Origin of the sequence: Mangrovimonas sp. DI 80, assembly GCF_001975575.1 — a bacterium.
In the GTDB taxonomy this organism is placed as follows: domain Bacteria; phylum Bacteroidota; class Bacteroidia; order Flavobacteriales; family Flavobacteriaceae; genus Mangrovimonas_A; species Mangrovimonas_A xylaniphaga.
This window is the reverse complement of record NZ_MSDT01000005.1, coordinates 236150-248350: the sequence shown is the minus strand read 5'-3', so window position 1 is coordinate 248350 and position 12201 is coordinate 236150. Positions and strand designations below refer to the sequence as shown.

The window sequence follows — 12201 nt, the reverse complement described above, 5'->3', positions numbered from 1 at the left end:
GAAATTTTATGAACACGACTTTTAAAACAAAACCGCCTATTTGGTTTTGGATTGTAAGTGTTGTTGCCTTGGTATGGAATGCTATGGGGGTTTTGCAATATCTTGGGCAGACCTACCAAACTGAGAGTTTTAAATCTCAGTACACCAATGAACAACTTGAAATTATCTCTAATACACCGGCTTGGGCCATTGCGGCATTTGCCACTGCCGTTTTTGGAGGCATCTTAGCTAGCATTGCTCTGGTTTTAAGAAAAAAAGCGGCTTATCCCCTCTTTCTCATTTCTTTAATAGGTGTAGTGGTTCAAATGATCCACAATCTGTTTTTAGTAAAATCTGTTGACATTTACGGTCCCTTTGCAGCTATTATAACAGGGATGATTATTATTTTTTCACTTTTATTTTTATGGTTCTCAAAAAAGTCAATTGCGAACCATTGGATTTCTTAAGCTATCATTACAACTTTTCACATAGAGGTATCAGTTTCTGATACCTTTTTTTATTCGTGGAATTCTATAGAATTTAAGATCAATCCAGATGGAGGTGCAATATATTCCACAACGTGTTCACTTCCCGGTAATAAAGATTCCTTAATGAATTCCAGTGAAATTTCTCCTTTTCCAAGTTTGATTAAAGCACCCATCATCATCCGAATTTGATTTCTTCCAAAGCCTTGCCCCTTCACTTTAAACGCAAAGGTTTCTTCGGGAAAAAAATTGGCCGTAAATATGGTGTTTTCTAAAATTTCACTGTGTATGATGGTTCTGTCAAACACACCGGTGTCTGACGCTTTGTAACAGTAGGTTTTAAAGTTATGTGAGCCCTGAAACAATTTTGCTCCTTCTTTCATTAACTCAGTATTTAAGGGATCTAAAATTGTGGTTAATATTGGCGCACAAAATGGATGGCATTTTTGTCCGTGGGTGAAAAGGTAAAGGTATTCCTTGACTTTGGAGTGTTGGATGACATTGAAATTTTCATCCACCTTTTGCATAGAAAGAGCCCTAATGTCCTGAGGCAAATTGTAATTAAACCATTCCAAAAACTCGGTTTCATTTTCAATTTCATGATACAGAAACAGTTCAAAAGCCGCCTCATTGGCAGATACCATAGCATCGGTTCTTCCTGCCGCCAGAGTTTTAAATTGTTTGCCCTCCAATACAAATTTGAAGGTCCTATCTATCATTAAATGAAGGGTTTTTAGTTTGGGCTGTTTTTGCCAACCGTGAAAACGGTATCCTAAATACTGTATCTTAAAAACGTAGTAAAATCTTTCTTGAAACATGGCGGCAAGTACGCTAATTTTTAGGGGTATCGCAAAATTTAGTGCCGTGTTTTTAGTATGTCAACCACATCCTTTAAAGTGTAACCTTTAGCTTGGAGCAAAATTAAATAATGGAACAGCAAATCGGCGCTTTCGTTTAAAAACAATTCTTCATTTTCATCTTTGGCCTCTATGACCACTTCAACGGCCTCTTCCCCAACTTTTTGTGCAATTTTATTGATGCCCTTTTCAAATAGGGATGCTACATAAGATTCCGACGGTTTAAAATTCTCTTTTCGGTTCTGAATAATATCTTCTAAAGTTGTTAGAAATCCAAAATTAAGGCGGTTAGGCATGTTCCAACAGGTATCACTTCCTTTGTGACAGGTTGGGCCAAAAGGTGTAGCCTGAATCAATAGGGTGTCACCATCGCAATCAATCTTTATATCTTCAAGTCTCAGTACATTTCCACTTTCTTCCCCTTTTGTCCAAAGACGCTGTTTGCTTCTGCTATAGAAGGTTACCAAGCCGGATACTTCGGTTTTTTCTAGGGCCTCTTCGTTCATATAGCCAAGCATGAGGACGTTTTTGGTTTCGGCATCCTGTATGATGGCAGGAACTAAGCCATTTTTGTTTTTATCGAAGTTTATTTGCATTCTCTTTCAAGTTTAAAGATGAATTGGGCACCGCTTTCTATAATCTAACGGCAATGCCTTTTTCTTTCAATTTCTGTTTTAATGTTTTGATTTCAATTTCACCATAATGAAATACACTCGCGGCGAGAGCAGCATCGGCATTTCCTTTGGTGAAGGCTTCTTCAAAATGTGCTATGCTTCCTGCGCCTCCCGATGCAATAATGGGGATATGAAGCTCTTTGGATAATTGCGCCAAAGCACCATTGGCAAAACCATTTTTGGTGCCATCGTGATTCATGGAAGTAAAGAGGATTTCCCCAGCACCTCTATCCTGAGCTTCTTTGGCCCATTCAAAAAGGTCTAAATCTGTAGGGATGCTGCCTCCTGCCAAGTGGACTTTCCATGAACCCTCTATTTGTTTAGCATCTATAGCTACCACGATACATTGATTTCCAAATTTAGCAGATAACTCATTGATCAAATCAGGTCTTTTCACCGCCGAGGAATTAATCGATACTTTGTCGGCACCACATTTTAACAGGGCATCGACATCTTCAATAGACCCAATTCCTCCTCCAACAGTAAATGGAATATTGACTTGTTCCGCCACATGAAGTACGAGCTCCAAAGTGGTTTTACGGGCTTCCTGAGTGGCTGAAATATCCAAAAAAACCAACTCGTCAGCGCCTTTTTTGGCGTATTGTTGGGCCAATTCCACAGGGTCGCCAGCGTCCAGTAAATTGACAAAATTCACACCTTTAACGGTGCGCCCATTTTTAATATCCAGACAAGGGATGATACGTTTTGTGAACATAATTATATTAGTCTTTTTTCTAGATCCTTCATTTGAATTCTACCTTCATAAATAGCTTTTCCCACGATAGCCCCTTCACAACCAATAGCTTCCAATTTATCAATGTCTTCCAAGCTACTAATGCCTCCAGACGCAATAAGTTTTAAGCTTTGAGGGTCATCCTTGCATTGAGCAAGGATTTCCTTGTAAAGCTCTATTGCGGGGCCTTCTAGCATACCATCTTTACTGATATCGGTACAAATAACATACTGTATTCCCTTTTCTTGATAAGATTTGATAAACGGCATGATATTCAAATCACTTTCTTCCTGCCAGCCCGATGTGGCGATTTTTTCATCTTTGCAATCTGCGCCCAAAATGATTTTGTCACTTCCATATTTGCTGAGCCAAGCTTCAAATATTTCAGTTTTTTTAACAGCAATGCTTCCTCCAGTAATCTGTGATGCACCCGAATTAAAAGCTATGTGTAAATCTTCATTGGATTTTAAACCTCCCCCAAAGTCAATTTTTAGGTTGGTTTTAGAGGCAATCTGTTCCAAAATTTTATAATTGACAATGTGCTTGCTTTTCGCACCATCCAAATCTACTAAGTGCAGATATTCAACCCCTGCACCTTCAAAAGATTTAGCAACTTCCAAAGGGTCTTCGTTATATATTTTTTTGGTGCTGTAATCGCCTTTTGTAAGTCGAACACATTTACCTTCTATAATATCTATGGCTGGAATTATTCTCATGTTTCTATAATTTTAAAGCTCTAAAAAATTAGCTAATAGTTTACTGCCAACTTCACCGCTTTTTTCTGGGTGAAACTGGACACCGTAAAAGTTGTTGTGTTGCAATGCCGACGTGTAGGAAGTGCCATAGGTTGTGGTTGCTATGGTTTCTGGACATATTTCGGCATAATAACTATGCACCAAATACATAAAGGCCTGTTCAGGGATTCCTTTAAACAAATTGGATGTTACATTTTCCACGGTATTCCATCCAATTTGAGGTACTTTAATATTTTGTTCCGTTGCAAATCGTTTCACCTTGGTTTGGAAGATTCCTAAGCCATCTGTATAACCTTCCTCTGTATGCTGACACAATAACTGCATGCCCAAGCAAATCCCTAAAACAGGTTGTTTGAGTTTTGGAATTATAGTGTTTAATTCATGGCTGAGCAACATGTGCATGGCAGAACTAGCCTCTCCTACACCTGGAAAAATAACTCTGTCTGCCGCCATAATAGTCTCTTTATTGGAAGATAAGCTGGTTTCCACCCCTAACCTTCCAAAAGCAAATTGAATGCTTTTAATGTTTCCTGCTCCATAATCAATAATTACAAGTTTCATTGCTTTTTCTCTTTTGTTATAAAACTCCCTTGGTAGATGGTAATACCATTTTTTCAATATCGCGTTTTACGGCCATTTTAATGGCTTTTGCAAGGGCTTTGAAAATGGCTTCTATCTTGTGGTGTTCATTGGTGCCTTCTGCTTTGATGTTCAAATTGCATTTGGCACCATCTGTAAAGGATTTAAAGAAGTGGAAAAACATTTCGGTTGGCATTTGCCCAATCATTTCTCGTTTGAAATCCACATCCCAAACCAGCCAATTCCTTCCGCCAAAATCGATAGCTACTTGAGCTAAACAGTCATCCATTGGCAAACAGAAACCATAACGTTCCATACCGCGTTTATCGCTTAAAGCTTTGGCAAATGTCTCACCTAAAGCAATGGCGGTATCTTCAATGGTGTGGTGCTCATCCACTTCCAAATCGCCATTAACTTCGATATTCAAGTCCAATTGTCCGTGATGTGCCAATTGGTCCAACATGTGGTCAAAGAATTTAAGGCCTGTATCAATAGAGCTTTTTCCTGTGCCATCCAAATTCAGTTCTATGGCTATTTTAGTTTCATTGGTATTTCTAGAGAATTGTGCTACACGCTCCTTAGCCTTTAGGTACTTGTAAATCTCCTTCCAACTATTTGTTTCCAGAGCAATGAAAGGTTTCAATTCATCTTCTTTGATGGAGATTTCCGTAGTGCCCAAGTTGGTATGATTATTAATGTAAATGGCTTTGGAATTTAAGTTTTTGGCCAATTCTACATCTGTTAACCGATCTCCTATCACAAAGGATTTAGATAAATCATATGCTTCTGAAAAATACTTGGTCAAAAGTCCTGTGTTAGGCTTTCTGGTGGAGGCATTTTCATGCGGAAAAGTGCGGTCTATAAACTGTTCAGAGAATAGGATATCTTCTTGCTGAAAGGTTTCAATAATGAAATTGTGCACGGGCCAAAACGTATTTTCCGGGAATACCTCCGTTCCCAAACCGTCTTGGTTGGTAATCATCACCAATTCAAAATCCAATTCCTTGGAAATCCTACTTAAATACTGAAACACTTTTGGGTAGAATTGCAATTTCTCAAATGCATCTATTTGTTCATCTTCTGGTTCTTTTATCAGGGTACCGTCACGGTCTATAAATAATACTTTTTTCATAACGAGGTTTCTAGATTTTTTAAGGTTTGGATGAGTATTTGATTTTCTTTGGAATTCCCAACTGTAATACGAAGGCAATTGTCACATAAGGGCTCCTTGCTCCTATTTCGAACCACAATGCCTTTTGTCACAAGTTGCTCATATCGTTTATTTGCATGGTCAACTTTTAAAAGCAAAAAGTTGGCATCAGAAGGATATATATATTCAATATATGGAATGTTCTCAAGCTCCTTTTGAAGCAGTTCTCGTTGTTCCAAAATGCTGGACACTTCGTCTTGAACCTGAGGTGCTTTCTGCAGTTGAGTTAAAGCTTTTTGTTGGGTTAATTCATTAATATTATAAGGTGGTTTTATTTTGTTGAGCAAGGCAATGATTTCTTTGGAAGCATAGCAAATTCCCAATCGTATTCCTGCGAGACCGTAAGCTTTGGACAAGGTTTGGGTTACGATAAGGTTTGGAAAATCCCCCAATCGGCTGAGCCAACTTTCCTGGGTAGAAAAGTCTATATAAGCTTCATCTATAATTACCAATCCTTGAAATGATTGAATCAACTCTTCAATGGCCGATGCCTTAAAACTGTTCGCCGTAGGATTGTTTGGCGAGCATAAAAACAACAGTTTGGCAGTATTGTCTACAGCGTTTAAAATACCTTCTACATTGGGCTGAAAATCCTCTGTAAGCATGATTTTTATGGTCTTGACCGCATTGACATTGGCCAAAACTTCATACATCCCGTATGTTGGTGGCAAAATGGCAATGCTATCCTTGTTGGGTTCACAAAAGACCCTAAAAATCAAATCCAAGACTTCGTCGCTCCCATTTCCTAAAAGGATTTGTTCCTTAGACACTTGTTTAAGTTCCGATAAGATCTCTTTTAGTTTGTTTTGTTGGGGATCTGGATAACGATTTAAACCATTATTGAAAGGGTTTTCGTTGGCATCCAAAAACACATAGTTGGCATTCATCTCTTTAAAGTCATCTCTTGCAGAAGTATAAGGCTTTAATGCCATGACATTAGGGCGTGCCAGTTTTTTTATATCAATCATTGTTTTCATGCCGTTTTAGCTTTTTTCTGGATATCCTTCAAGCGAATGGAGACCGCATTTTTATGGGCTTGTAGGCCTTCTGCTTCCGCCATGAGCTCTACGGATTCCCCAATACCTAACAATCCCACAGGAGTAATCCTCTGATAGGTGATGCTTTTAGTGAAACTGTCCAAATTCACGCCAGAATACGCTTTACTAAAGCCGTTAGTGGGTAACGTGTGGTTGGTTCCAGAAGCATAATCACCTGCACTTTCAGGGGTGTAATTGCCAATAAAAACTGAACCTGCATTATTGATGCCATTGACATAAAAATCTTCGTTTTCTGAACAGATGATTAAGTGCTCAGGGGCGTACATGTTGATTAAATCCATAGCTTCTTCATCCGATTTCATAAGAAAGCATTTGGAGTTGGCTATGGCCTTTTCGGCTATACTTTTTCTCGGTAATTGCTCAAGTTGACTTTCTACTTCTTTGATTACTTTATTGATAAAAGATTTTGAAGTGGACACTAGAATTACTTGGCTATCCACACCGTGTTCTGCTTGACTTAACAGGTCCGAAGCCACATAAACAGCATTTGCTGTTTCATCTGCCACTACCAATAATTCACTAGGGCCAGCGGGCATATCTATTGCCATTCCGTATTTGGTAGATAATTGTTTAGCTACAGTGACATATTGGTTTCCTGGACCAAATATTTTATAAACCTGTGGAATTGTATCTGTCCCAAAGGTCATTCCTGCAATAGCCTGTATGCCGCCTATTTTGATGATCTTATCAATCCCGCATAGATTGGCTGTATAAAGTATTTCGTTAGCGATTGTTCCAGTTTTGTTTGGTGGCGTGCATAATACCAATTCTTTACAACCTGCAATTTGCGCAGGAACGGCCAGCATGAGCACTGTTGAAAATAAAGGAGCTGTTCCTCCGGGAATATACAACCCAATTTTTTCAATAGGCCTTTTTTCTTGCCAACAGGTTACACCGGGCAAAGTCTCGACAGATACCTTTGTTGTTTTTTGAGCTTTGTGAAAGGCTTCGATATTGTTTTTTGCCACATTAATAGCTGTTTTTAGTTTGCCAGGAACTGTATTGCAAGCAGCTTCTATTTCCTGTCTAGAGACAAAATTAGACTCTAGAGTTACACCATCGAATAGTAACGTGTATTTTTTTATGGCCTCATCACTATTACGTTGTACGTCTTCAAATATTTGTTCAACGGTGTACTCTATAGTGGCCAAACTTTTTGTTGGACGTTTCAATAGCAGTTCCCACTGAGATCTATCTGGAGTTTCAATAATGTTCATAATCACTTTTATTTAATTGTTTACAGCACCATGTTTTCAATTGGGCACACCAAAATACCTTGAGCTCCCTCGCGTTTTAATTCGTCGATAATGTCCCAGAATTCATGTTTATTAATAACTGAGTGTACCGAGCTCCAGCCCTCTTCTGCCAAGGGCAATACGGTTGGACTTTTCATGCCGGGAAGAATTTTAATGATATCTTCAATTTTATCGTTTGGCGCATTGAGAAGCACGTATTTGGATTGTCTTCCTTTTAAAACGGATTGCAGCCTAAACTGAAGTCGGTCTAAAATTTCCTGTTGTTCCTTTCCAATAAGTGGTGAAGCCGCCAAAACCGCTTCGGATTTTAAAATGACTTCCACCTCCTTCAAATTGTTTTTAAACAAAGTACTTCCACTGGAAACAATATCGACTATGGCATCGGCAAGACCAATGTTTGGCGCAATTTCAACAGAGCCATTGATAATATGTAAATTGGCATTGATATTGTTTTTTTTGAGATATTGATTTACGGTATTTGGATAAGAGGTTGCAATACGTTTGCCTTCAAGATCCTGAATACTTTTGAATTTCGAACTTTTGGGAATGGCAACAGAGACTTTGCATCTTGAAAAGCCCAATTTTTCTACAATGGTGAGATTTCCTCCCTTTTCAATTAAGACATTTTCCCCAATGATAGCAGCATCCACTACACCGTCTTTTAAATATTGTGGAATGTCTCCATTTCTTAAATAAAAGACTTCCAAAGGGAAATTACGGGCGGCAACTTTCAACTGATCCTTGCCATTGTCTATGGATACCCCAATTTCATTTAAGATTCTCATGGAATCGTCGTGAAGGCGACCTGTTTTTTGAACTGCAATTTTTAATTTACTCATGTTATGCTTTTTGATGTTTGAGTAAATCTGGGGCATGAAAGCAAAAAACCCGTTTGATTTACTCAAACGGGTTTTAGATAGTATTTGGATTTATTCAACACATCTTCATCTCGCCTGAGTGCAAGTATGAAAATGATGATGTAATTGAATAAAAGTCATTTCTTTTTAATTATTTGAAGTACAAATATTTGTGAATTAATTTTAGATATCCAAATAATTTAAAATCTATTTTAGAATTTCTTTTTTATAAAGATGGTCCACCAACACTTTAGAAAAACGTTTCGCTCCCTTTTTAACACTTGAAGGTGAAGATACAGAGGATTGTCCTTTCCAAATTAAAGCCTCTTCTTTGGACTGCATTGAACTTAAATCATAAAGAAAGGCTTCAAACCAATACTTTTTGTTACCGGAGGTGTAGTAATCTGGAGCAGGGACTTCGGTGTTACGTAAATTTACGTGCTGTTCCAAACGTTGATTGGCAGGAGCTCCATACAACACTTCAGTACTATATTCTGGAACGTCCAAATCTCCTAAATAACTCACAACAATGGCACCATCTACCCTATTTTGTTTAAGGGTTTTGGTAATATAACCTTCATCCCAATTGCCTTGGGTGATATTTTCCTTGAACAGTTCTGAGCCATAGACCACATTGTCCATGCCGTGTTTTTCGAATTTCTGACCGATATGTTTTTCAAGAATTTCCTTAAGTTCTAAATCGGAGCTCACGGCAATCACGGCTATTCTGCCATAATATTTTGGAAGTTCAAGGTTTGGTTTAAGCCAATTTGATGTCATAGAAGGTCCACAGGACATCATCAATAGTAGCATCATCAGTATTAAACCAAACCTTGTCACATCATTTTTTTATTATTGATTTCCTAAAATAATAGGCATACCGCTGTCTCCCGAACCAATTACAATGACTTTGCTGTTTGGGGATTCGGAAAGTTGTATGGTTGCCTCAATTCCTTTGTCTTGAAGGATTTTATCTGTAAGTGAAGCACTCAGAATTTTATTGGCGTCTGCCTTTCCTTGGGCTTCAATTATTTGGCGTTCGGCTTCTTTTTGAGCCGTTACCAAACGAAATTCATATTCCAAAGATTCCTGTTCTTGCTTCAGCTTACGCTCAATGGCATCCTTTATGGTTGGGGGAAGCGTTACATCCCTTACCAATACTTCGTTCAACTGGATGTATTGGTCATCCACTATCTTTTTGGTTTCCTCAAATATTTCCTGTTGAATTGCATCACGTTTACTGGAATACAATTGTTCTGGTGTATAGCGTCCTACGACACTTCTCGCTGCAGATCTGATAGCTGGCAACAATACGCGCTCACGATACTTTTCACTTTTTTCCTTGTGCAATTTACCTAAGCCTTCATATTTTGGTTGAAACCAAACCGAAGCTTCCAATTTTATATCCAATCCATTGGAGGATAATACATTCATTTTTTCCAACACTTCCTGCTGTCTTACTTCGTAGACAAAGACTTTGTTCCAAGGAGCCACGACGTGGAAGCCTTCTGATAATGGAGGTTCATCGGTTACCACACCACCCCCAAATGTCCTATAAAGCACCCCGGCTTCCCCTGGACCAATAGTTATTGCAGATTTTGAAATAGTAATAATTAACACAACGAGCAAAGCCACGAAAGGCAATGCGATTTTGGGCATTTTTTCCATAAATAATATTAAATTAAACCTTTGTATTTTCTAATAAACCATTCAAGGGAAAGACTTAACGTGATAAGTCCAAGTAAAAATTTCCAGTCTATTAAAGGTACGATTTTTTTTGTGCTTTTTTGTAATGTTTGATACCTAGGATCGTTTTCAAGTAAGGAAAATAAATCTTCAAATTTGGAGGAAAACAAAGATGTACCATCGCTAAGTGAAGCCACTTGCTGAAGTTTTTTGGCATTGGCATTTAAAAATTGCTGTTCCACATTATAGTCCAAAACCTGTAATGCGCCTTGCTTTGAAATATTTTCATTTTCAACCGAAACGGTAAAGCTGTACTGTCCAGGAGCCAAACCACTCAAGTCTACTTGATAGTTGGTGTTTTTTAGAACAAAAGGAAAGTTATAGGTTTCTTCTGTGTCTTGATTTTTCAAGGAAATATTGATAGACACATTGGCATCAAACTCGTAATTTTTGTTGAAAAACTGGGCAGTGATTTTCAAATCGTCATTTCCGTTGTAAAAGGATTCGTAATCAACATTCAAACGACTTTTGTGCTGGTTGCTACTTAGGTACTGAATCAATTTCCCAATGAAATCATCAAACTTTTGAAATGATTGTTCCTCCAAAAACGATTTTGCACGCCATCTCCAAATGCCTTCACCTACCAAAACAGCCTGTCGTTGGTTTCCGGTTTCAAAAGTGGCCAAAAGTGGTTCGTCCAGTAGAGTTCCGTTAATGGTTTTGAATAAAATAGGTTCCACTGGTACCGTAAAGTTAAGAGGGCCAAATTCGGATTCAATTGGAGGAAAGTCATGAAAACCTAAATCCTCCACAATAAAGGTGGCATAATTAGGATTTAATGCCGGTTGGAACTCTTCTGTTTGTCTCGTTATTTTTTGTTGGTAAAATGGTTGGGCAGCATTTAAAAATGTCCAATTGGTTTTAGAGCCCAAAATGAAAAAACTGTTGAGTTTTCGCTTTTCAATGTCGTCATAAACCAATTTAAAGTTATTGTTAGGCTGATATAGAATAACCGATTGAAAATCTTGTTCTGAACTCAAATACTCTTTTGTGGTTAAGATGGTTCCAGAACGTTGTTCATTACTTTCAATTGCCTTTTTTAAAGCTCCAAGATCCGGGTGAACCAAATCCGAAATGATAGCTACATTGGTCTTTTGGTCAATCACTTCAACGGCGAAATTCTTATAATTGTTTACCGTATTTTTTTCGCCTTGTAACGGGATTAATTCGGCTTTATAGTTGTTGACGCCTACTCTATTGGCAGGTAAGGTGATTTGAACAATTTTAGAAGTATTTTGAGAATCAAATTCCAGATTTTCGGAATGCATCACCCCATTGCCTGAGGTTATTTTTAGCTGTGTGCTAACCTTATCCGTGCCTTCATAGACAGCAATAATTTCAACAGGAAACTTATTTTTTAAATAGGCATATTTATTGACGTTTAACTGCTGTATTTTAAGATCTGTGTATTTTGTGGTATCTCCAAGAACAATTGGGTAAATAGGCTGCTTATATACACTGTTGGTGGCATATTCGTAATCATTGCCATAAGTTTGATTGCCGTCTGTAATAAAAACAGTTGGAGCTATGGTATTCCCATATACTTCAGATAGTCTTTTAAATGCCAAGGACATGTCTGATTGCTTTTCGTCAAAACTCAGAGAATCCAAAGGCTGTAATTGCTTTCCAAAGGTGTAATATGCTACATTGAAATTGGAATTTATGGCTTCATTGGATTTTAAGGAACTTATCATGTCCTCAACCGTTTCGGTTTGTTTTAAATATGAAACCGATTCTGAATTATCGATGGCCACCACTAAATTGGGCTTTTCATTGTAATAGGAAATCTTTTCAAACTTAGGGTTAATGAGCAACAACAAAACCGTAAACACAGTTACAAACCTTAAAAAAGCCAAGAACATGTTGGTTTTTGTACGTTTTTTGGATTTATATATATACTGAAAAAGCGCTACTAGTAGCGCTATTATTCCAGCAATGATGATATATAAGATTGTTATGTCATTCATTAACAATTGGTTTTGATTGATGTGTTTAAAGGTTGTGTAGAAACA

General features: G+C 37.9%; 13 protein-coding genes. 1 reads left to right on the top strand and 12 read right to left on the bottom strand.

The window, feature by feature from the left end; translation table 11 throughout:
- The first annotated feature begins 8 nt into the window (after positions 1-8).
- Complete coding sequence (locus BKM32_RS10810; protein ID WP_076663800.1) at positions 9-446, top strand: hypothetical protein; 438 nt, start codon at positions 9-11, stop codon at positions 444-446.
- A gap of 50 nt (positions 447-496) precedes the next feature.
- Here BKM32_RS10810 and BKM32_RS10805 read toward each other — a convergent pair whose 3' ends face one another.
- The 12 genes from BKM32_RS10805 to BKM32_RS10750 all read right to left on the bottom strand — a co-directional run bounded on the left by BKM32_RS10805 (position 497) and on the right by BKM32_RS10750 (position 12156).
- Positions 497-1282: a tRNA pseudouridine(38-40) synthase TruA gene (locus BKM32_RS10805; protein WP_076663799.1), complete on the bottom strand. Its 786-nt coding sequence runs from the start codon at positions 1280-1282 to the stop codon at positions 497-499.
- A gap of 38 nt (positions 1283-1320) precedes the next feature.
- Positions 1321-1917 (bottom strand): bifunctional phosphoribosyl-AMP cyclohydrolase/phosphoribosyl-ATP diphosphatase HisIE, encoded by a 597-nt coding sequence (gene hisIE / locus BKM32_RS10800; RefSeq protein ID WP_076663798.1) that lies wholly within the window; start codon positions 1915-1917, stop codon positions 1321-1323.
- 37 nt (positions 1918-1954) lie between these two features.
- Positions 1955-2710 carry an imidazole glycerol phosphate synthase subunit HisF gene (gene hisF / locus BKM32_RS10795; RefSeq protein ID WP_076663797.1) on the bottom strand — a complete coding sequence of 252 codons (756 nt, stop codon included), beginning with the start codon at positions 2708-2710 and terminating at the stop codon, positions 1955-1957.
- Positions 2711-2712: 2 nt separating this feature from the next.
- Positions 2713-3444 carry a 1-(5-phosphoribosyl)-5-[(5-phosphoribosylamino)methylideneamino]imidazole-4-carboxamide isomerase gene (gene hisA, locus BKM32_RS10790; protein ID WP_076663796.1) on the bottom strand — a complete coding sequence of 244 codons (732 nt, stop codon included), beginning with the start codon at positions 3442-3444 and terminating at the stop codon, positions 2713-2715.
- 12 nt (positions 3445-3456) lie between these two features.
- Entirely contained in the window at positions 3457-4044 is a 588-nt protein-coding gene (hisH, locus tag BKM32_RS10785; protein ID WP_076663795.1) for an imidazole glycerol phosphate synthase subunit HisH, read from the bottom strand.
- A gap of 16 nt (positions 4045-4060) precedes the next feature.
- Positions 4061-5194 carry a bifunctional histidinol-phosphatase/imidazoleglycerol-phosphate dehydratase HisB gene (gene hisB / locus BKM32_RS10780; protein WP_076663794.1) on the bottom strand — a complete coding sequence of 378 codons (1134 nt, stop codon included), beginning with the start codon at positions 5192-5194 and terminating at the stop codon, positions 4061-4063.
- Positions 5191-6249, bottom strand: coding sequence for a histidinol-phosphate transaminase (gene hisC, locus BKM32_RS10775; protein WP_076663793.1), 1059 nt, complete (start codon positions 6247-6249; stop codon positions 5191-5193). The genes hisB and hisC overlap by 4 nt, the downstream gene beginning before the upstream one ends.
- Positions 6246-7547 (bottom strand): histidinol dehydrogenase, encoded by a 1302-nt coding sequence (hisD, locus tag BKM32_RS10770; protein ID WP_076663792.1) that lies wholly within the window; start codon positions 7545-7547, stop codon positions 6246-6248. The genes hisC and hisD overlap by 4 nt, the downstream gene beginning before the upstream one ends.
- Before the next feature lie 20 nt (positions 7548-7567).
- Positions 7568-8425: an ATP phosphoribosyltransferase gene (hisG, locus tag BKM32_RS10765; RefSeq protein ID WP_076663996.1), complete on the bottom strand. Its 858-nt coding sequence runs from the start codon at positions 8423-8425 to the stop codon at positions 7568-7570.
- Between the two features lie 225 nt (positions 8426-8650).
- Positions 8651-9259, bottom strand: a complete 609-nt coding sequence (locus BKM32_RS10760) for a hypothetical protein (protein ID WP_123812104.1) — start codon at positions 9257-9259, stop codon at positions 8651-8653.
- 36 nt (positions 9260-9295) lie between these two features.
- Positions 9296-10111, bottom strand: a complete 816-nt coding sequence (locus BKM32_RS10755; protein ID WP_053977870.1) for a prohibitin family protein — start codon at positions 10109-10111, stop codon at positions 9296-9298.
- 8 nt (positions 10112-10119) lie between these two features.
- Entirely contained in the window at positions 10120-12156 is a 2037-nt protein-coding gene (locus tag BKM32_RS10750; RefSeq protein WP_076663790.1) for a hypothetical protein, read from the bottom strand.
- Positions 12157-12201: the final 45 nt, after the last annotated feature.

Bases quoted from the DNA above. Each gene is read 5' to 3' on its own strand.
- BKM32_RS10810 (WP_076663800.1), top strand. From the start codon at position 9: ATGAACACGACTTTTAAAACAAAACCGCCTATTTGGTTTTGGATTGTA.
- BKM32_RS10805 (WP_076663799.1), bottom strand. From the start codon at position 1,282: ATGTTTCAAGAAAGATTTTACTACGTTTTTAAGATACAGTATTTAGGA.
- hisIE (WP_076663798.1), bottom strand. From the start codon at position 1,917: ATGCAAATAAACTTCGATAAAAACAAAAATGGCTTAGTTCCTGCCATC.
- hisF (WP_076663797.1), bottom strand. From the start codon at position 2,710: ATGTTCACAAAACGTATCATCCCTTGTCTGGATATTAAAAATGGGCGC.
- hisA (WP_076663796.1), bottom strand. From the start codon at position 3,444: ATGAGAATAATTCCAGCCATAGATATTATAGAAGGTAAATGTGTTCGA.
- hisH (WP_076663795.1), bottom strand. From the start codon at position 4,044: ATGAAACTTGTAATTATTGATTATGGAGCAGGAAACATTAAAAGCATT.
- hisB (WP_076663794.1), bottom strand. From the start codon at position 5,194: ATGAAAAAAGTATTATTTATAGACCGTGACGGTACCCTGATAAAAGAA.
- hisC (WP_076663793.1), bottom strand. From the start codon at position 6,249: ATGAAAACAATGATTGATATAAAAAAACTGGCACGCCCTAATGTCATG.
- hisD (WP_076663792.1), bottom strand. From the start codon at position 7,547: ATGAACATTATTGAAACTCCAGATAGATCTCAGTGGGAACTGCTATTG.
- hisG (WP_076663996.1), bottom strand. From the start codon at position 8,425: ATGAGTAAATTAAAAATTGCAGTTCAAAAAACAGGTCGCCTTCACGAC.
- BKM32_RS10760 (WP_123812104.1), bottom strand. From the start codon at position 9,259: ATGATGCTACTATTGATGATGTCCTGTGGACCTTCTATGACATCAAAT.
- BKM32_RS10755 (WP_053977870.1), bottom strand. From the start codon at position 10,111: ATGGAAAAAATGCCCAAAATCGCATTGCCTTTCGTGGCTTTGCTCGTT.
- BKM32_RS10750 (WP_076663790.1), bottom strand. From the start codon at position 12,156: ATGAATGACATAACAATCTTATATATCATCATTGCTGGAATAATAGCG.